Source organism: Tunturiibacter empetritectus (assembly GCF_013410875.1).
Classification (GTDB): domain Bacteria; phylum Acidobacteriota; class Terriglobia; order Terriglobales; family Acidobacteriaceae; genus Edaphobacter; species Edaphobacter empetritectus.
This window is the reverse complement of record NZ_JACCCU010000002.1, coordinates 934,656-954,736: the sequence shown is the minus strand read 5'-3', so window position 1 is coordinate 954,736 and position 20,081 is coordinate 934,656. Positions and strand designations below refer to the sequence as shown.

The following is a 20,081-nucleotide window of genomic DNA, read 5'->3' as shown; positions in this document are numbered from 1 at the left end:
TTGCGAGGATTAGAGCAGATGCAGTTTGGTAGTTCCCCCAGAGTACGCAGGTTTGGATATGTGCTTCTAGTCAGCGTGTTCGGAACGCTAACATCCTCTGCTCAGTTCGAACAATTCGGTCAGGCGCTCAGTGGGCAAACTTCACAGCAGCAGTCCTGCGACCCGAATGATCCGACGTGTCAGTCTTCTGACGATCAAAGCAACCTTCAGCTCCGCAACCCATCGGTCAATCAGCAGCAGCAACAGACCTTGACTCCGCAGATTATTGTGCCCGGGCAGCAGGACACCCAAACCAACTCGCAAAATAATACTCGGACCCAACAGCAAAATCAGAATCTTCAGACTCCTCTTCCGCTGGACTCGCCCACTGAGTTTCAACTTCTGGTCGCTAATTCGATTGGGAAGATGCTGCCGATCTACGGCGTGAATCTATTTCGCAACTTGCCGTCTACTTTCGCGCCGGTCAACCAGATACCGGTGACGCCAGATTACGTCGTAGGGCCGGGCGACCAGTTGCTGATCCAGATGTGGGGCCAGGTTACCTTGAACGGCCGCTTTCTGGTAGATCGATCTGGAAGCATCTTCGTGCCCCAGGTAGGCTCGGTTCACGTTGCTGGGGTGAAGTTTGAGCAGATGCATGACTTTTTGAAGAGCCAGATTAGCAGGGTCTTCCGAAACTTTGATCTCAATGTGAATCTGGGCCAGTTGAGGTCCATTCAGGTATTTGTGGTAGGACAAGCGCGCAGGCCAGGAAGCTATACGATCAGCTCGTTGAGCACACTGACCAACGCTCTCTTCGCCACGGGGGGACCAACTCCGCAGGGAAGCCTGCGACACATTCAGTTGAAACGCGGCGATAAAGTAGTCGTTGATTTCGATTTGTATGACCTGCTGCAGCGTGGCGACAAATCGAAGGATGAAAAACTCCTGCCCGGGGACGTTATCTACATTCCGCCGGTCGGTCCGCAGGTGGCTGTCACTGGAAGTGTCAATCATCCAGCGATCTACGAGCTCAAGTCACCGAGCGATACAACCGTCGGGGATGTTCTCGAGTTGGCGGCAGGTTTGACGAACGTTGCTTCGGGACAGAGGGTCCGGTTAGAGAGAGTGGACGAGCGCCGCAGGCGTAGCATGCTTGAGATATCCCTTGACGCGCAGGGAAGAGCGACTGTGATGCAGAATGGCGACGTGTTGGAGCTGGACGCGGTGGTCAGCCAGTACAAGGATGCGGTCACGCTGCGCGGAAATGTGGCTAATCCGGGACGGTACACTTGGAAGCCGGGAATGCGCATTCGCGATCTGCTGCCCGATAAAGATGCATTGATCACCCGCGACTATTGGTTGAAGCGAAGCCAACTCGGTCAGCCCACTCTGACCTACATTCCCACCTGCCTTCCCTTGACCCCCTACGGCATTCCAAATCTGCGGTACGGGATTCCTGTTGGAGAGGAAGGATCTAACCCCAACTGGAGATACTCCTCTACCAGGAATCCCAATTTAATTGGGCTGGCCTTCGGAAGCGAAGAAGGAAGTAGCTATCGAACGACGGATAGCGATATGGGAAACGACAACGATACCGATCCCCCCACCGATGGCGGACTCGACTGCATCAAAATTCCCGCTTCTCAGACCTCGTTGAGCGGAAGCAATGATCGATATTCTCCTTCCGCAGCGGCAAATGCAGCCAACGGAATAAGTGGGACGAATTCGGCGAACAACAATCAAAACGCCTACAGCGGTAGCAACTCCAACCTATCCGGGTTGCCGCAAAATGGCTCCCAGTTCAACACGGCACCTACAAATCGCGTCAGTGCAGCCAGCGCGAGTCTGGGTTCAACTGTGGCAAGTGCATCGTCTGGAGAGTTTAAGCCGCGGAATAATGTCAAGTTGAGCGAGCCCGATATCGACTGGAGCTACGCGGTCATCGAGCGTCAGAGCAAAGCGAACCTGACAACCTCTCTCGTCCCATTCAATCTCGGCAAAGCGATATTAGAAGAAGACGCTGCTCAGAATATCGAGCTGCTTCCCGGCGATGTTCTTACCATATTCTCGAAGGCTGACATTCGGGTGCCCCAGGCGCAACAGACCCGATTCGTGCGGCTGGAGGGAGAGTTTGCCTCCTCTGGTGTCTACAGCGTTCTGCCAGGCGAGACCTTGCGACAGTTGGTAGAGCGTGCCGGCGGGTTTACCTCGGAAGCATATCTCTATGGCTCGGAGTTCACTCGCGAATCTACACGTCGGGTGCAACAACAGCGCCTGAATCAATACGTCGACGAGATTGCGCTGCAGGTGAGTACAAACGCAACAAATAATGCGGGCCGAGCTATAAGCGCTTCGGACACCGCAGCCGCAGCTGCAACTCAGGCCCAGAATCAGAACATCATCGCCAGCTTGCGGCAAGCGAGGGCGACCGGACGCATCGTGTTGGATTTGAAGCCTGACAGCCGCGACTTGAGCCAGATCCCTGATCTCCCACTCGAAGATGGAGACCGTTTCATCGTTCCGCGTGTTCCCTCTACCGTAAGCGTCGATGGGGCAGTCTATAACCAGAACTCTTTTGTTTTCGAGTCACAACGCAGGCTTGGCGGCTACATAAGACTAGCCGGTGGCTCCAATAGAGATGCTGATAAGAGCCGGGCTTACGTCATTAGAGCGAGTGGATCTGTGATCAGCAAGCAATATAGTTCTTCGTTACGAGGAAACAGCTTTGACTCGCTCCACTTGTATCCTGGCGACACGGTAGTGGTCCCATTGAATCTGACCAAGGGCAATACGATACGGCTAATCGTCGATATTGCGCAGATCGTCGGTCAGTTTGGACTTGCCATAGCCGCGGCTAACGTTGTCTTCTAGAGAGACGACATTTAGCCGTGGGTTGGAATGCTGAAAATGGAATTGCAGTCCCTCCAACTGAATCGATGCCGGCATCGGAGTGATCGGTTCTGCCACCGCGATTCTTGAGCGAGAATGTAACCAGAGAGTGACAGAATGTACGCCGCCACACTCCCCTCGACGACTCAGCTTATCTCTATAAACCGCCGTTTCAACAGTGATAACCTCTGACAGGTGAATTTTTTTGTAGTTGTACCCACTTTGAATGCCGCCGAGGGATGGTCGCGGCTTACGTCGCTGCTGTTGGAATCAATTGCGGCGGACCGGGTGTTGATTCTCGACTCTTCTTCTACAGATGAAACAGTGAATCTAGCGAATGCCGCGGGCTTTCGAGTCCATGTGATCGCAAGATCCGAGTTTAATCACGGCGGAACAAGGCAACTGGCCGCTGAACTGTTACCTGATGCTGAGATTCTCGTCTTCCTTACGCAGGATGTTGAGCTGGCGCAATCCGATGCCATTCGTTGCCTGCTCGAGGCCTTTACCGATTCTGGCGTTGCAGCTGCCTTTGGACGTCAGCTTCCGCGTCGTGGTGCAACTCCGATTGAAGCTCATGCGCGCTTCTACAACTATCCTGCTGAGTCTGGCGTGCGCACGTTGTCGAGCCGGGAGCAGCTTGGGTTCAAGGCTATCTTTATCTCAAACTCCTTTGCCGCTTACCGGCGCGAGGCGCTGATGGCCGTCGGCGGATTTCCGCGCGGCGTTATTTTTGGAGAAGATACAGTCACCGCCGCCAGGCTACTGCTCGCGGGATGGAAGCTCGCCTACGTGGCTCAGGCGAAGGTCTATCACTCCCATAGCTATACCTGGATGCAGGAGTTCCGGCGATACTTCGATATTGGCGTGCTGCACCACCAGGAGAGCTGGATGCTGAGTGAGTTCGGTGGCGCTGGAGGGGAAGGCGGCCGCTTTGTTCGATCGGAGTTGCGGTCTCTCTGGCCTCGCTATTGGTGGCTTATTCCTTCTGCCTTGGCTCATACAGCGGCTAAACTGCTAGGCTACCGGCTCGGTCGAGTTGAGAGTCTGTTCAGCGTCGGTTTGAAGCGTCGATTGAGCATGAATCGTCTTTTCTGGAACTAGCAACAGTGTATGACTAACGGCAGCCGCTCCCATGAATTGCTGTCGGGAGATACCTGCGTGCCTATCGAAGCGTCTCTTAGCGATGCAGATGTAACTCGGGCGTCCACGTAACCTGAAGCCAGCCGCTCACATTGTGCCGCGAGCCGCTCATGTAGGAGGGAATCAGGAATCGCTCGTACTGCGTGAAGACTTGCGCCTGCCAGTGTTGATTGAAGGCATAGGATCCGTTGAGGAAGCCATCCGTTATCGTACTGCCACCGGGAAGAAATTGGATGCCCCCCTTGTTCTGCCGGTAGCCTAGTTCGACTTTAGTCCGCGCTGAAAACCAGTAGCCGGTGCGGCCTTCGATAGCTCGGCCATCGCGGCCCACAGCGTTGCCCAGCAGAAATCCCTTATTAGTATTTCCGTCCAGGTACTGGTTATTGATGAAGAAGTGCTGGCCGCCGAAGTCATTCACAAGCCCCTGCGAACTAACGGCCTCGACGCGTAAATCCATATGCGGCAGAAAGGGCAATCGCGCAAAGTATATGCCTGGGCTCCAGGCAGCCCTGCGAGGTGCATCGATTGGACTGGGGTCGTCGTCGGAGTATGCATCCGCGTAGAGGGTGACGGCCCGGCGCAAAAATGGCAGCCGATAACTGAAGTCGAAGTTACTCTTGCGGTCGCCAGGATCGGCTCGATCTCCGTAGCCGCCGCTCCCGCCGTTTCCAGTGGATATATCCCCGGTTGAGTTGAAGCTGAATACATTGTTCTTGAAGGTGTGGAGTGTGATGGGGTGTCCGACGCCCCAGAAGATGGACCAGCGGGTGAAGCTCATCTCGAGGTTATCGCCAAAATTAAAGTCAAGCTTTTGCCCATTGAACCAGGGACGTGCCGGATAGCTATGTCCGGAGAGCTTTCCGAGCACGATATCAAAGCGATAGGTGCCCAGCGATGGCAGGAACGGTATCGGGTGAGGGCGCGTGGATACGAGGCGCAAGTTGTACGTTGGCTCTGCGTTACTGGAGAAGGCGAGCGGACCCATCGTAGTCGGTCCCCAGTAGATCTCCTGTTTGCCCAAAGAAAGCGCATTGCCCTCGAAGGCAACGCCTGCATATAGCTCGATCGGCCGTTGGCGAGTGTAGGCTGATCTTTCAGGGATAGGCTGTATGGTTGGGTCGCCGAAGTTCGGTAATCGATCCAACACGTTGATCAGCTGATTAATTGCCAGCGATTCAGCCGGATTCCCAGGGCTTTGCTGCAGCTCCTGGCGATCATAAAAGAAGAGCCTTCCGTAGTTGGCGCGTATCGAATAGCCGGCGATTGCGCTGCCGCCGCGGCCAAGGGGGCGGCCGAAGTCGTTCCACCAGGTCTGTCCAAAGTGGAAGCTGTCTGCCAGCGCAGGGCCTGCGATTGTGCCGTATCGTGCGTAAACTGACTCGAGACTCAACGACTCGTAGTAGTTAGGTTCGATCTCGAACTCATTGTGGAGATCGGCCATGAGACGGCGAGCCTCAGAGACAAGCCTGGGACTGTTGTATTGCTCCATATCGATCTGGTCCTCCGCCACTCTGAGCTGGCGTAGGCACTCCTGCCGGGTCCACGGGCGGATTGAGACACTCTGACCGGGGATGAAGCCCATGGCGGCAAGCCGTTCCAGTGCCGGATAGACCCAACTGTCCATGGGGACGTTGGTCGATCCGATCGAATCTGGATCGTCATCTTCAGAGAAGAGCCGCGGTGGATGATGAGCGACAGGCACTGGCTGAGAGCTTCCCTGCGCTTGCTGCGTCTTGTGGGTTCGCGGCACCCCAAAGTCATCCGGCATCGCCTTGGAATCGAATGGGTTCAGGCTGAAGTTGTGGTGCGCGCGATAGACGTAGTGACCGATCAGCCATCCGGTTGCGCTTCCAATCAGAACGTCCGAGGGAAAGTGCTGTTCGGCGAGCACGCGGCTGACGCTTACGCCGGTTGCCAGTCCATAAACCGCTGTGCGGGTAATCCAGCCAGGGTACTCATCTCCAATTACCGAAGCCATCGCCCATGCAGCAGTCGCGTGATTCGAAGGGAAGCCTGACGCAGATGGACTGGAGTTGAAGAAGTCTCCCTTGGCATTGTTTACAAGGGGACGGTCACGCAGGGAGATGAATTTGCCTACTTCGCTCACCGCCAGGCTGTCCGCCAGCGCTTCTGCTGTCAGCAGGCCGGTCTCGTGGGCCTGGGGCGCGTCGTTGAAGAGACTCCAGAGGTACATGGCTGCCGGCGCCGCCCCAAGCGCCACTACGCCAGCGTTCGAGAAGGTGTTGAATTTGCTTCGGTCGTTTGCGTTGATTTGGATCAACGAGTTCATGGTGTGCTGGTCGCTGCCGATCAACAAACCTGTCGTCGCGCCAAGGGGAGCCAGCCAGATTGCGTCGCTGGGCCGAAGATGCAGAGGGCTCGTCCAGATGGCCTTTTGATCGGCCAGGAGACGACGCGGGGTGCCAGCGAAGGTTACGGGGGGTTCGACCTTTTCTGCCGCTGTTGCAGAAGACGAGGCCGGGTCGGTGGCGACTTGAGGCTCCGGCGCATCAGGCAGAGAGCTCGATGTCTCCGCTGAAACATTCATCGACGCTTGCCGAGGAGCTACGTTTTGAGCGAAGCACAGTCGCCCAATCGAAAGCAGAAGGAATGCTGTGAGGCGGAAGTATCGACCAGGTTTTGGGTGAGCTACAAGCATCGGCAACGGGTCGGGGTGAGCTTACTCGGATAATGCAACCCCTTGCAGGAGGCTACCATAGCTGGGCACGCCATGAGGACACCGTGACGAAAGCGTGACAACTTTCCCACTCGGAACTCCCGCTTCGCTTGACCAAAATCGGCGAAACGGGAGCGTCCACAAGGTGGTGATTTTAAAGATGGAAGAAGTGGTTGGCACCGAGGACAAGCAGCAGAGTAATGGCGGCAATAGCGACCTCGCCGACTGCTCCCACAATGAACGGCCTCGCTCCTTGTTTGAACAGGTCCTTCAGGTTTGTGCGCAGCCCAACTCCGGCAAAGGTGAGCAGAAAGGCCCAGCGGCTGAGGTTCCCTAACGCTGCGAGCTGAGGTTTCGAAAAGCCCAGCGCGGCTACATTGGGGTTGGTCGAAGAGCCCAGGGTGGCCAGCAGAGAGATAAAGAGGAAGCCGAGGACGAACTTGGGAAACTTCTTCCAGAGGAATGCGGCTTTGTTCTCGAGTTGTTCCGTGGCGCCGCGGCTGGCGAGGCCCTTCCGTGCCCACTGGATCGCGTAGGCCAGCACGACGAAGCCGATGAGGGCGTTGCGGCAGGTCTTGGCGAGCACGGCAAACTTGCCGGCGGCATCGGAGTAGAGGGCTCCAGCGGCGGTGGCTTCGGCGGTATTGTCGACCGCGAGACCGGCCCAAAGACCGTAAGCGCGATCACTCATGTGCAACGCATGGCCGATCAGCGGAAAGGTGAACAGCGAGATTGCGCCGAGAGCCAGAATGGCGGCAATAGCAGTCGAAGAGTCCTCTTCGTCGGCGTCAATTGCGCCCTGGGTTGCAATGATGGCGGAGACGCCGCAGACGCTGGACCCAACGGCCAGCAGCGTAGTGAGTTGGGGACCTAGTTTGAAAGTGCGGCCCAGCCACGTCATGAAGGTCAGCGAGAATGCGAAGGCGACGAAGACCAGGGCCAGCGAGATGCCGCCGAGTTTTAGAATATCGCCGAGAATAAAGCGTGCGCCGAGCAGGATGATGCCTGCCTTCAGCCAGAACTCGTAGGTAGCGACGCCCGCACGAAAGATCCGCGGCAAACCGACGGTGTTGGCGATGAGGATCCCAAAAAGAATGGCCCAGAGCACGTATTCGATGTTGGGCAGGACGTAGTGGTGAGCTTTCCCGTAGGTGTTGATGAAGTGCTCGACGAACTTGCCGGCATAGCCGACGACGGCCAGAAGTGCGATGCCTGGGAGCAGGCCAAGGAGGGAGGAGCGCTCGGCTGGGACGCGGCCCGGGGCGTGTGGGGGATACTCGCTGCGAAGATCGGGTAGATCGACTGAGGCGGCCATAGACTCTCCTTCATGTTGTTTTGTTGAGGCGAGGACCTCGATGTTTACCAGGCGACGGTTTTGAGCAGACCGGCGCGGACGATGATCGCCAGAGCAAGGGACAATACGATTGCCCAGGTGTCGGTGGAAAAAGAGAGACGGGTGCGAGGGGTGGACATGGAGAAGTCTCCTTGGAGAAAGAAGTGGTGCCCACGAAGCGACGTGTGGGCTATAACGCTGAATTTAGAAGAGGGGTACTACGAAGGAAGGACTAGCTACAACAACAACGAGTCGGCATGAGGTACAACGCGGCGGATTGGCGGAAGACCATCATGTCAGCTTTGAGTCTACACCACGGAGGCTGCTCAGGCTCTCAAGAGATGCGCTGCCTTCGCCTCAGCCTGGCGCCGCAGCAGTGCGGCCTTCGCGTAAAGCTTCTTGATGACTGGACTTCCGTCCGGCAGCCGGGTCTGAGCCTGATCCAGCAGAAGAAGATAGTCGTGCCACGCGCCGGTTGTCTGCTGGATGTTCTCCATGCGCTTGGCAAACTTCATTGCAGTCCTGGACTCTTCGCCGCCAATCTCTGCGATGTAGCGTGCGGTCTTGCAGGCCTTCCGGATCGAGTGAAGGTCATCGTCCTCGTGAGGATCGAGCCCCTGCACCGCCGGCGTCAGCCAACTTCGTGCGACATGGAACAGCCTTCCACCGCTAAGGTTAAAATCGGCGATTCCCGCAAAGATCATCTCGAGTCTGTCGAGCGCGTGGCGGATCTTATCTTCGTCGGCGCTGATCTGCTGTTGCAGTTTCTTCACCTTCTTTTTTCTCGATGCTTCCACCTCCTTCTCCAATTTGGTTGCGCCGTCTGAGGTTTGATAAGCGCGGAGAAGTTCACGTTGAACGTCCAGGTCGCGGACGTCGCCGGCGATGCGTCGAGTCTTTTGGACGGAACGTTTGAAGGCGCGGGACCTCTTCGGCAGAGCGGGAAGATCGACGGAGGGAGTCAGCAGTTCGAGCATAGCTTCCAGGCGGCGATTGCTGGAGCGAAGTCGATGGACGACCTCCGGCTTAGGATCCTCAAGGCAGTCGGCCATTGCGGCTTTCAGGATCAGAGAGTAGCGAAGAAAGGTGATAACCGGCTGCGGCATAGAACACCTGCTTTTGTTACAGATGCAGCTTACACAGATTAGGGCTTCAGGACACAGGATCGTCACGATAGTTGCGCGCAACCGGTGCGCGTAGGGCGGGTTTCATCAGTTGTAGGCAGGAGGGTTGTTATGAAGATCACAAACGTAAAAGCGATGGTTGCAAAGGGTGTAGCGGTTGGCTTACTGGCAGGTGCGTTTGTGTTGGCAGCACCGGCGAAGGCTGACGCACAGCAGTTCGCAGTGGGGGTCCGGGTCGGCTATCCGGCTTACTACGGCTACCCCGCTTACCGCTGCTATGGGCCGGACTACTATGCTCGTCAACGCTTCGAACAGGAACGTCGGCATGACGAGTGGGTGCGAGCGCATGATTTTGAACGCTACCACTACGATCATCGCGGACGCTGGTAGTCCACGCGAAAGGCTGCAGTCTTGCAGCGCCTAACAATGTTCGCAGGCCGGTGGCGGAGAGGTTTCCGCGCCGGCCTTGCTGTTGTTAGAGATCTCCGCTTCCGTAAGCGACCGATAGTAGCGGGCCTCCGGAAAGGCGCACCCTTGGCAAAGTGTTCGTCCGTCGCCAAAGCGCTCGCGATCGTAGTTGATGCCCTCGCCGCACTGCGCGCAGGTGATCCGCGCCGACTTGTAGCCAGGCATCTCACGCGGGTGGATCGGTACGGCAACCCACTCTTCGTGGAAGAGGTCCTCGTCAGGCAGCTCGCGATAAGCAAGCATCTGCTGCTCGTTCTTGTTCTCAATGTGCGGGTAGAGTTCGCGGGCGCGTTGCTTGGAAGATTCGAGCGCGGCGATCCGCAGAGCTTTGAAAATAGGAGTATCGCCCTGCGGTGTCAGGGGTGACGTCAGGTCGACAAAGGTAGCTGCCATCTTCCCCCAGTCGCGAAACTTGATGGCGCGCTTGCCCAGGCGGCAGCCTGTGACGACGGCAATCGCGTCCGTGGCGCAGCGGTCGATCTCGATGAAGGTGACCAGGCGCTTGCGGTCGGCACCCTTGGGATCTTCGACGCCAAGCCGTTCGCAACCCAGCATGGCCATGCGGACGCCGAGAATCTGGCCAGCGCAAAGGTGGCCGTGGGCGACCTCAGCTTCGCGGAGAAGGGCGTCAAAAGGCTGCATAACCAGATGATACTGCTGGATGCGGCGTTTTTAAGTGTTTGCGCGAGGTTGCTCAGCGGGGGTACTATTCGAGGCCCGAGGTGCTCTATGGCAGAATTTGCAACGACAATCGGTATGGTGCTGAAGCAGAAGTCTGGGCCAATTGCGGCGATCGCGCCCGACGCCTCCGTCTATCAGGCAGTCGAGATGATGGCCGAGCGAAAGGTAGGCGCGTTGTTAGTGATGGAGCATCAAACCCTGATGGGCATCATCTCCGAACGCGACTACGCACGAAAAGTCATCTTGCAAGGGCGCTCGTCAAAAGAGACGCAGGTTGCCGAGATCATGAGCAGCCCGGTGATCTCCGTTTCGCCAAAGCATACTGTGGGCGAGTGCATGCGCATCATTACGAAGAATCGCATCCGTCACCTGCCGGTGGTGGAGGCTAATGCAGTTGTCGGTGTGGTCTCGATCGGCGATCTGGTGAACTCGGTCATCAGCGAGCAGGAGATGACGATCCGGCATCTCGAAGCCTATATCTCTGGTGCGGCTACGACGTAGCAGATGGTTGCGCTGCCGCGATGGATACCGCCGATTTCTTTGCCGCAAATGACTCGTAAGCGTCGAGCGCATCGTGAAGCCGATTGAAGATCCATGCGCTGCCGATAGTCTCGGTGAGGTGATGGCGGTCGAAGTCTGCCCTCGTATTCCAGGGCACTCGAGCGAACCCCAGTTGAACACCGGCATCTGTAAGATTTTTTTTCAACTCCTCAACCACACGGGCAGCGCTGTAGTCCAGGTTGGTGATCGCCTCGGCATCAACGATGAACCAGCGGACGGTGGTCGGCGATGGGCCTACCAAGCCAAGAACCTCGTCGGAGAACCGGCTCGCGTTGGCGTAGAACAGTGCGGCGCCGAAGCGGTACATCACCAGCCCGGGTTCGGTCACTGCACCCGGAGTTGGAGGAATCAGCTTCCACACATTGGCCTCATCCGGAATCATGACGCCCGTGCGGGGATGATAGCTGTGATGCACGATGCGCAGCAGAGACAGGACCATCGCCAGAACGATACCCACCTCGACGCCCGCAGTAATCACGACGAGCGTAGTTGTCACGGCAAGCGCGAACTCGGCAGGGCTTTCGTGGAGAATATCCTTCAGGCTGCGCAGCTTGATCAGCCGGATCGCGACCAGGAAGACCAGTGTGCCAAGGACGCACTGGGGCAGGTACTGAAGCGGCTTGGTCAGAAACAGCAGGACCAGCCCGACGACGATCGCCGTGGTGACCTGGGCGACCTGGCTCCGGCTGCCAACACTTTCCACCATGGCCGTCTGCGTAGGGCTGCCGTTGACGACGAACGTCCCGCTAAAGGCAGCGGCTGCATTGGCCGCGGACAGGCCGATCAGGTCCTGATTCTCATCCAGCCGTTGATGGTAACGCGCTGCGTAGATACGAGAGGTGGCAGCGCTCTGGGTAAGGATCATGACAGCGCATGAGCCGGCGACCGAGACCAGCGGCCGGATGTCGCTCCATCTGACGTCCGGCATCGCAAGGTGAGGCAGGCCGCCAGCCACCGCGCCGATGATGGCGATGCCATGTCCGGCAAAGTTCCATAACGCGCTGGCCGCCGTGGCTAGAATGACGGCCAGCATTGGCCCCGGCACCTTCGGAGCAGACCAGCGAAGAGCAAAGACGAACGCAAGAACGGCAAGGGTCACCGCCAGCGTTTGCAGATGCACCTTCGGGAGGCTGCGGCCTATTTCAACAAGCTGCAGAATTGATCGACGCGAGGTGACCTGAACGCCAAGCATCTGGCCCAAAACCGCGATGCCGACCTGAAGTCCGATGCCCGTCAGGAAGCCGACGAGCACCGTCTGCGAGAGGAAGTCGGCGACGAATCCCAGCCCGCACAACCGCCCCACCAGTAGGAAGACGGCGGTGAGCAGCGCCACCAGGCTCGCCAGTGCGACATACCGGGTGCTCGCAGTTGGCGCCATGCCTGCCAGGCCGCTATGAAGGATGGCTGCGGTGGCCGAATCGGCGGCGACGACCAGAAACCGCGACGAGCCAAAGGTCGCAAAGGCAAGTAGCGGCAAAAGAAGGGAATAGAGGCCGGTTACGACAGGCATTCCGGCGATCCGGGTATACCCCAGCGCCTGGGGAATGTTCATCGCGGCAAACGCGACCCCGGCAACAGCGTCTCGTACCATGCCGTTTCGCTTCAACGGTCTGATGCCCTGAAACAGGTTCAACAAAATTAGAAACTCCTGCCTGGGAGACGGCGCAAAGTCCCCAGCCTTCGCAGCGGCTGTTTTGTAACTAAACGTTGATCCTAAACCAAATACCGCCGATTTGATGCAGGTCGTGTCGCAAATCCTCAACCCCGGCAACCCGAACCATATTCGGACTATTCATCCGAGTTATCGCCCTCTTCCAGGAGAGAGACAGTGCCGACCACATCGTAAGTGGTGGCCTCGCCGCCAGTCGGCTTCAAGGTCACCCGCATGGGCAGCCGTTGCCACTGCGCAGGCTGGCAGACCGGAATGAAGTGATCAGCCTCGGGCCACTTTCCAATCTGCTTCTGAACCACAGGACGACGCGCCCCCAGTTCGGCCACAATCGCGTAGAGTCCTCCCTTGGCCGTCGTGGCGATGCCGCAGTACGCCGCATAGTCGCGAAACCAAACCACATCGGAGACAGAGAAGTCGAAGTCGGGCAGGTGCAGCACCGTGATGTGGCCGGTGACGCGATCAACCGAAAGCCACGGTCCAGGCTGCCAGATCCAATGCGCCGCAGCGTCATTCGGTAGAGCGTCGTTGAGCCGAAGCGCGCGGCGGACAGTGAAGGTACGGTCCGTCACATCGTGAATCTCGCCAGTCGTCCACTCCTTCTGGCGGTCATCCACAAACAGCGGGCGCACCTTCAAGTTGCTCGTCTCGTCCACTTTCGTGTCGGGGGTGGCGTCGGGCTGCGTGTAGGGAACCTTGCGATACGCCCCCAGCGTGACCGTATGAATCTTAGGACCGGCCGCCAGCAGCGGATGTCCCAAGTAATTTGACGACAAAGCTAAAAAAAACATTGCTGGCAGGAGATGAGAAAACTGCGGTCTGGCGGGGGTCGCGCGGGGAGTCGAACTCAAGGGATAGGGCTCTCACAGTGGAATTTCCGTTGTTGCCATGCTACCTGACACACAGTCTTTTCTATGCGGTAGGGGCCTTAGGCCGCATACCACTTTCGAGGTGGAATAAAAGGGAGAAAAGGCAGAAGAAACTTCAGGGAGGCCGGAAAGAACTCCATAGGTAACGGAAAAGGTACAGACGTTGTGGAATAGATTGTGAATACGGGGCAATCCACGGGCCTTTGCAGAGTAGTATCGTGGAAAGTATGCGTGCTGCCGTCGTGGTAGCGCGTGCGACAGACCGCGGCGGATCATTTGAAGCAGTACGAAAGGATACAAACGAACATGTGGAAACCGAATCAGACTGGAAGCAACACTCCCTCGACTCCTGAACCGGTGCGTCCGTCGACTCCAGCGACGAACTTCGAGGCGAGCCCAACCCGTCCCGCGACCGTCGGCGCTGGCAATGCGGCAGCTGCTGTACCAACCGGCGAACAGGCCACCATCGGCAAGTCTCTCATCGTCAAGGGAGAGCTGACAGGTTCTGAGTCTCTTTACATCGACGGCAAAGTCGAAGGCGCAATCAACCTCCCCGGCAACCGCGTCACCGTAGGCCGCAACGGCCAGGTCGCGGCGAACATCGTGGCGCGCGAGATCGTTGTGCTGGGTAAGGTTCGCGGCAACTGCCAGGCCAGCGACCGCGTTGATATTCGCAGCGAAGGCTCGCTCACCGGCGACGTCATCGCAGCGCGTATCTCGATTGAAGATGGCGCCTTCTTTAAAGGCGGCATCGACATTCGCAAGCCCGGCGGAACCGACCTGAAGGGTGGCACCGCTACCCAGGCTTCTACCGAGCCTGTCGCCGTCGAAGCATAACGCTTCGTCGACATCGTTCCTTATTGAGTCGAGCGGTCCCTGCTAATCCCAGGGATCGTTTGCTTTTTATTGGAATAGCTGCAGCGGAAGATTGCGAAGAACCGTAAATATTGAAGCCGCAGCAAGCGCGACATAAACAGCCTCCTGCGAAACGACCAGTCCGCGGTAGACTCCGCGCCGCACAAAGCGTACGTACCAATAAAAACCATAAGCTGCGGCGACAGGGAGCAGGAGCGTCACGAGCGCATTCAAATGCATCGCCTCGCCGAAACGACCCCGCAACAGCGCAGCAAGCGCGCGTGTAGCTCCGCACCCCGGACACTTTAAATGAAAAGCTTCATAAATAGGACATCGTGGATAGAAGTTGTTCTGCGCTGGGGGAAAGCGATGCAGAATCTCAGCGAACGCCCCGAGAATCACCAGCGGCGCAGCTGCGCGCACGATTGCTGCGACACGGTCGCCTCGAATCAGCCAGATCATCGCGGCAGGTTCTGGTATCGAAGCGTCTGTTTCAGCTGGTTGATCTCGTTGAGCTTGTACTGAAAGTAGATGCCACCGAAGAAGAAGGTCATGACGGGGTTCAGACGTAGCCCAACCGGCTCCGCGCTGTTGAAGTGTTGTTCCAGCGTATCGCGCAGCGTAAAGCGAGCGATAAGGCGGGCGACCCAGGAGGCAATTCCAATGAATCCTCCTACAAAGTTCTGGTGCGGCTGCTGATGGTGGCTCATCGAGATCACAACCCCCCACGATCCGCCAAGGTTGAGCACGACCAGCACCGTGGCAATGATGTAAAACATCAGGGCTTTGCTCGCCGGCTGCACTTTGTTTGCCCATGCGGCGATTACCAGGTTCCACACCACTACGAAGAAGGTGCAGGTTAGAAATCCCAGCAGCAACTCGAGCACCCAGTTCAAATTCGGAGGATCTGGATATGCGCCGCCAGCCTGCGGATACGCAACCGGAGCAGCGTAGGCGGCTGCCGTCGGCACTACCGCTGCGCCGACGAGCTGGGCAACAGGAACCCAATCCGGCATCGCGTCGCTCTTAGCCATGTCCGTCGGCAGAATGTTTCCCGAGGCGACGTAGCGCTGAAGATCTTCGAGGGTATACGGTCCATACATCTGCCCATTGCGCGAAACCTGATAGGTCATGCAAAGCTCCTGAGTGTCGAGGACTGCAACGCAGCTGCAGCCTCGATGAAATCACGGAGAGGCGCTTTCGCACAATCACTTTCGAAGCGGCCGCCTCGATAGCTCAAATTGTGTCCGCCGGAATACAGATGTGAGAGTCTTGCAGTGTGGAGCGAGCAACTCTGATCGTCAACGCGTCAGCGGGCAGAAGGAAAGCTCTGCAAACCCTGGTCCCGGCCCTGATGCAGGTGCTTGAACGAGCCGGTGTGCGGTCAAATGCACTTTTGACCACCGCCGCTGGGGAGGCACAGTCCCTTGCGGCGGACGCAGCGACCAGCGGAAGCGATGCCGTCTTCGCCTGTGGGGGCGATGGCACTGTGCACGAGGTTCTGCAGGGCCTCGTGGGCACAACAGCCGCGCTTGGAGTCGTACCTCTCGGCACGGCAAACGTCTTTGCACGCAATCTGGGGCTGGCGCTCGATCCTGTGAGAGCCCTCCAACAACAGCTCAACCGTGAGCCTCGTGCGATCTCGGTCGGCGAGGCTTGCTACGCCACCAGCGGATCCGAACAAAAAAAATTCTTCATCGTCATGGCCGGGGCCGGCCCCGACGGTGCGCTCGTCTATCGACTTCTTGCAGGAAAACGATCGAGGCTGGGTCGCAGCGCTTACTATGGCCACTCCCTGCGGCTCTTCCTAACGCGTAAGTTTCCAGCGTTTCGTGTGGAGTATCGCAGCAACGAATCTTCCGAGTGGGTGGAACGGCGCGGAGTTGGCGTGATCTGCTCCCGTGTCCCGAACCTCGGAGGCATATTCAGGCGTCTGGCAATGGAAAGCTCCGCGACCGACAACAAGCTTCTTCTCTCGATAGTGAAACCACCCGCCGGAATCGGCTTACCGGCTTGGTTTGCATTCAGCTACCTTACACTCAACGCAAAAAATCCATGGCTGGAACAAGTTCGTGTCTCCGAGTTTCGCTGCACACCACTTGAGCAGAATCATCGCATTCACGCAGAACTCGACGGTGAATGGATCGGACATCTGCCAATGTCAGCGCGACTTTTGCCGCAGGCGGTCTCGCTGCTTATGCCACCCCTAAAACGTGAAGACATTCCGCATCATGGCACGGTATAGCTTATAAATTTTTCTTATCCGCGCTCTCCATCTGGATGTCCTTGGCAGCTCTGCTCAGCAGGATGCGCAGATCGGTAACTTTTTCGAGATAGAAAGCCGGATGATCGGTGGGAGCTGTGACGGCAATAAAGTCCGCACGGTTGACACTCTCCAGAAAAAAACTTGGTCGCGGATCGGGCTCGATGGGCCGAATCTCGACGTGGCTCATCTCAAGATTGCGTATATGCCGAAGATAAAACCCCTGCGCAGGCATCGGTCCGAACATGCCCGGGTCCGGATATCTCTCTTCGTACTCGGGCGGCCGTATGGCAACGGCATCCCTGGAGGCTCCCCCCGTGTGCTCTTGATAGATGTTTGAAAGTTTGATGTCCTGAATCGCATGATCGGGAACGCCGCTGAGAATCGAGCACAGCCTCGAGTTCGCGTTTGAGCTCACCACGTTGTTGATCAGGATTCGCTGCATCTTGCCGACTTGGGTGCTCTCTTTAGGGCCGCGAAGCCGGGCGCCCAGGCGCAGGAACAAGGGCGACGTAACGATGTCGCGCATCGTAATGTTGCTGATCGTGATGTCTTCACACAGCGCACCGTCTTCACTCTCAAGCGCCAGTCCATCGCAACCCTCAAACACGCAGTTGGAGATCGTGATGTTCTTGAATCCTCCATTGGACTCCGTTCCGCATTTGATTCGACCAGTGCGCGGAACCCGAACCCCAGGGCCGAACTTCTTGAAGCTGCCGTCAAGCACCGTTCCCAGTTCATAGGTGCCTGTGACGTAGCAGTTTGTAATCGTGACGTCTTCGGTAGTCCGGCTGTAACCCAGGGCATAGCTGCTCTTCGGGCATATTCCATCGTCCCAGGGCGAGTTCACCGTGCAGTTGGAGACGCGAGCGTTTTTACAGCAATCAAGATCCATCCCGTCTCGATCGGTATCGATCTTAAGATTGTCGATCGTGAGGTTGTCGACCCCCGTAAGCAGCAGACCGAAGTGACCGCCCTTCAGAATGGAGAAATCCCGAAAGATGACATTCCTGCAGTTCTTCAACGCGATCGCTTTATTGCCAACCCCAGCCTGTTCCGCTACGTATACCGGATAGTTGCCCCGAGCCTCTCGAGTGCCTCCGAAGCTAAGGCCCTTGCCATGGATAAGGCCAGGCCCCGTAATGCTGACATCGTGGAGCGACTCGCCCCAAAGCAGCGAGTTGTGCCAGTGATTGTGCCCGTAGTCCTGGTACGCCTCCCACGCAGCGTTGGGTTCGGCGGCGTCGTAGATCCCGCCGTTATATCCGGTCGATGCACCAGGCAACGGAGAGTCAGCGGCAACGATCGTCGCACCCTGGGCCAGGTAAAGCTCCACGTAGCTCTTCAATCGAATGGAGAAGCAAAGCCATGTTCCGGCCGGGAAAAAAACTGTGCCGCCGCCCGCCGCTGCTGCCGCTTCGATTGCTCTGTTGATGGCAGGGGAATCAACTGTCTTGCCGTCGCCGGCTGCTCCATAGGAGCGGATATCGAAGACACTCCCGCCAACTGACTGGTGATTTGCGGCAGAGGCTTTGGAAGGAGAAGCGGCTACGGCTGCTGCCAATCCCATGCCTCCCAGCCGAAGTAGATCGCGACGAACAGAGTTGAATGAGTCCATTGGGCAATGATCGTAGCAGACCTATGGCTGAGTCAAAGATTGCTCTTCTGGAGACCTTCGGTCAGTTGGAAAGATCAGAAGTCGTCGTTACCGGTGGGACGAAAGCGATAGCCGATCCAGGGCTCCGTCACGATATACGCAGGCTCTTCTGTCAGTTCGATCTTCTTCCGCAACTGACCGATGTTGACGCGCAGATACTCCGGCTGGTCGGCGTTCGTTCCCCACACTGCGTGGAGCAGCGCTCGATGCGTAAGCACCTGCCCAGGATGCTGCGCCAGGCATACGAGCAGGTCGAACTGCTTCGGCGTCAGATGGGTGTCTTGCCCGCGAACCACCACACGGTGCTGCGGAATATCGATATAAAAATCACCAGCCGAGATAATCTGCGGAGCCTCGGCCTCGGCGGCCGAACTGCGGCGGAGTTGTGCACGGACGCGAGCCTGCAGCTCCTGAATGCTGAATGGCTTCGTCACATAGTCGTCCGCACCGGCGTCGAGCGCTTCAATCTTTACTGCCTCTTGATTGCGGACCGAAAGAACAATGATCGGAACCTTGGATACGGCGCGAATCTCGCGGCATAGCTCAATTCCATTCATCTCCGGCATGGAGACATCGGTGACGACGAGGTCCGGCTTCCACTCGTGCACAGCCTCCATTCCTTCCACGCCATTCGCAGCGATGCGCAACGAATAGCCTTGCGTCGAAAGCGCCGTGCGAAGGACGCGGGTGATCTGTGCTTCGTCATCCACAATGAGAATCTTTGCATGTTGCTGGTCCTGCAGGTTCTGTTTCATTCACGCTCCGGATGTTGCGTCACGATATGGACATCCACATTCGGCGACTCTTTCAAAAAATGCTGAATCGCCCAGTAATAGAGGTATTTGCGAAAGCCGTGGACGGCGGTCCGGCCGAAGACAATGTGGGTGATGCGCTTCTCGCGGACAAAACTGGCAGCAGCGTGCGCAATGCTCTTTCCTTTGACAGTGAACACCTGCGCGTCGAGATTGCGTGCGAACTGCATATTGGCAGCAAGCGTAGCCTTCTCGTCGTCAGCCAGGTCTTCCTCGGTGTCAACATGCAAAACGAACAACTCGCCGCCAACACCCTCTGCTACCCGCGCCCCCCGCGCGATCAGCATCTGCGAGGAGCTGTTGGAGCTGATGCACACAGCAACGCGCTCGCGGACAGCCCAATGTGCCTCGATACGTTTCGCGTCCATGTAAGCGGTCAGCGTACGATCCACCGCCTTGGTCACATGCTGTAGTGCGAGCTCGCGCAACGCGATCAGGTTGCCGCGGCGGAAGAAGTTTGCCAAGGCCTTCTCCGCGCGAGCCGTTCCATAGATATCTCCGCGCCGCATCCTGGTCTGAAGAGCCTCAGGTGTCAGATCGGCCATGACGATCTCATCCGCGCGCTGCACCAGCCAATCCGGTACGGTCTCGCGAATCATCACGCCCGTGACGCTCTGCACTGTTGGCGCAACGCTCTCAATGTGCTGTACGTTCATCGTCGCCAGTACGTCAATGTTTGCAGCCAGAACGTCCAGCACATCCTCATAGCGTTTGCGATGTTTGCTGCCCTCGATATTGCTGTGCGCCAGTTCGTCGATCAGAACGATCTGCGGTCGCCTGGTCAGGATGCCGTCGAGGTCCATCTCTTCAAAGACCACGCCCTTGTACTCGATCCTTCGACGTGGAACCTGCTCCAGCTGCTCAGCCAACTCCGCCGTGCGCGGTCTGCCATGCGTCTCGACTACCCCGATGACAATATCCTCACCCCGCTGATGCCGCCGGATCGCCTCACTCAGCATGCTGTAGGTCTTGCCCACGCCCGGCGCATAGCCGAGAAAGAGTTTGAAGGTCCCCCGCATCTTCTCCGGTGCGACCTTCTCCAGCCATTCCTCCGGACTCTTTAACGCCGGATTCGAGTTGTCACGAGTGCCCATAAGGATA

Annotated in this window: 17 protein-coding genes; 6 read left to right on the top strand and 11 right to left on the bottom strand. The window is 57.5% G+C overall.

Annotated elements, in window-relative coordinates; translation table 11 throughout:
* The first annotated feature begins 18 nt into the window (after positions 1-18).
* Together HDF08_RS16120 and HDF08_RS16115 are read left to right on the top strand one after the other, a co-directional pair.
* Entirely contained in the window at positions 19-2,853 is a 2,835-nt protein-coding gene (locus HDF08_RS16120) for an SLBB domain-containing protein (RefSeq protein WP_179639618.1), read from the top strand.
* Between the two features lie 213 nt (positions 2,854-3,066).
* A complete protein-coding gene (locus tag HDF08_RS16115; RefSeq protein WP_179639617.1) occupies positions 3,067-3,972 on the top strand; it encodes a glycosyltransferase family 2 protein in 906 nt (301 codons plus the stop codon).
* Positions 3,973-4,048: 76 nt separating this feature from the next.
* Here the strand turns inward: HDF08_RS16115 and HDF08_RS16110 are convergent, their stop codons facing one another.
* The 3 genes from HDF08_RS16110 to HDF08_RS16100 form a co-directional block, all read right to left on the bottom strand.
* Positions 4,049-6,559 (bottom strand): capsule assembly Wzi family protein, encoded by a 2,511-nt coding sequence (locus tag HDF08_RS16110; protein ID WP_179639616.1) that lies wholly within the window; start codon positions 6,557-6,559, stop codon positions 4,049-4,051.
* Positions 6,560-6,842: 283 nt separating this feature from the next.
* Positions 6,843-8,003 (bottom strand): YeiH family protein, encoded by a 1,161-nt coding sequence (locus HDF08_RS16105; RefSeq protein ID WP_179639615.1) that lies wholly within the window; start codon positions 8,001-8,003, stop codon positions 6,843-6,845.
* 344 nt (positions 8,004-8,347) lie between these two features.
* Positions 8,348-9,127, bottom strand: coding sequence for a CHAD domain-containing protein (locus tag HDF08_RS16100; protein WP_179639614.1), 780 nt, complete (start codon positions 9,125-9,127; stop codon positions 8,348-8,350).
* Between the two features lie 129 nt (positions 9,128-9,256).
* Between HDF08_RS16100 and HDF08_RS16095 the strand changes: the two genes are divergently transcribed.
* Positions 9,257-9,535: a hypothetical protein gene (locus HDF08_RS16095; protein ID WP_179639613.1), complete on the top strand. Its 279-nt coding sequence runs from the start codon at positions 9,257-9,259 to the stop codon at positions 9,533-9,535.
* A gap of 30 nt (positions 9,536-9,565) precedes the next feature.
* Here HDF08_RS16095 and HDF08_RS16090 read toward each other — a convergent pair whose 3' ends face one another.
* A complete protein-coding gene (locus HDF08_RS16090; RefSeq protein WP_179639612.1) occupies positions 9,566-10,255 on the bottom strand; it encodes an FmdE family protein in 690 nt (229 codons plus the stop codon).
* A gap of 87 nt (positions 10,256-10,342) precedes the next feature.
* Between HDF08_RS16090 and HDF08_RS16085 the strand changes: the two genes are divergently transcribed.
* Positions 10,343-10,795, top strand: a complete 453-nt coding sequence (locus HDF08_RS16085; protein WP_179639611.1) for a CBS domain-containing protein — start codon at positions 10,343-10,345, stop codon at positions 10,793-10,795.
* Here HDF08_RS16085 and HDF08_RS16080 read toward each other — a convergent pair.
* Together HDF08_RS16080 and HDF08_RS16075 are read right to left on the bottom strand one after the other, a co-directional pair.
* The gene (locus tag HDF08_RS16080) at positions 10,785-12,446 is read right to left on the bottom strand and encodes a SulP family inorganic anion transporter (RefSeq protein WP_179639610.1); all 1,662 of its coding nucleotides are present in this window, start codon (positions 12,444-12,446) and stop codon (positions 10,785-10,787) included. The two genes, HDF08_RS16085 and HDF08_RS16080, sit on opposite strands and share 11 nt — an antisense overlap.
* Before the next feature lie 197 nt (positions 12,447-12,643).
* Complete coding sequence (locus HDF08_RS16075) at positions 12,644-13,375, bottom strand: hypothetical protein (protein ID WP_257031182.1); 732 nt, start codon at positions 13,373-13,375, stop codon at positions 12,644-12,646.
* A 324-nt stretch (positions 13,376-13,699) separates the two neighbouring features.
* On the opposite strand from HDF08_RS16075, the gene HDF08_RS16070 reads away from it, so the two are divergent.
* Entirely contained in the window at positions 13,700-14,230 is a 531-nt protein-coding gene (locus HDF08_RS16070; protein ID WP_179639609.1) for a bactofilin family protein, read from the top strand.
* A gap of 66 nt (positions 14,231-14,296) precedes the next feature.
* On the opposite strand, the gene HDF08_RS16065 is transcribed toward HDF08_RS16070, so the two are convergent.
* Positions 14,297-14,710 (bottom strand): DUF2752 domain-containing protein, encoded by a 414-nt coding sequence (locus HDF08_RS16065; protein WP_179639608.1) that lies wholly within the window; start codon positions 14,708-14,710, stop codon positions 14,297-14,299.
* On the bottom strand, positions 14,707-15,381 hold the full coding sequence (locus HDF08_RS16060; protein ID WP_179639607.1) for a DUF4339 domain-containing protein: 675 nt from the start codon (positions 15,379-15,381) through the stop codon (positions 14,707-14,709). The genes HDF08_RS16065 and HDF08_RS16060 overlap by 4 nt, the downstream gene beginning before the upstream one ends.
* 146 nt (positions 15,382-15,527) lie before the next feature.
* Between HDF08_RS16060 and HDF08_RS16055 the strand changes: the two genes are divergently transcribed.
* On the top strand, positions 15,528-16,493 hold the full coding sequence (locus HDF08_RS16055) for a diacylglycerol/lipid kinase family protein (protein ID WP_179639606.1): 966 nt from the start codon (positions 15,528-15,530) through the stop codon (positions 16,491-16,493).
* Between the two features lies 1 nt (position 16,494).
* On the opposite strand, the gene HDF08_RS16050 is transcribed toward HDF08_RS16055, so the two are convergent.
* From HDF08_RS16050 to HDF08_RS16040, 3 genes are all read right to left on the bottom strand, one after another.
* Positions 16,495-18,081 (bottom strand): rhamnogalacturonidase, encoded by a 1,587-nt coding sequence (locus HDF08_RS16050; protein WP_257031181.1) that lies wholly within the window; start codon positions 18,079-18,081, stop codon positions 16,495-16,497.
* Positions 18,082-18,203: 122 nt separating this feature from the next.
* Positions 18,204-18,923 (bottom strand): response regulator transcription factor, encoded by a 720-nt coding sequence (locus HDF08_RS16045; protein WP_179639604.1) that lies wholly within the window; start codon positions 18,921-18,923, stop codon positions 18,204-18,206.
* Positions 18,920-20,074 carry a histidine kinase gene (locus HDF08_RS16040; RefSeq protein WP_179639603.1) on the bottom strand — a complete coding sequence of 385 codons (1,155 nt, stop codon included), beginning with the start codon at positions 20,072-20,074 and terminating at the stop codon, positions 18,920-18,922. The genes HDF08_RS16045 and HDF08_RS16040 overlap by 4 nt, the downstream gene beginning before the upstream one ends.
* Between the last annotated feature and the right edge of the window lie 7 nt (positions 20,075-20,081).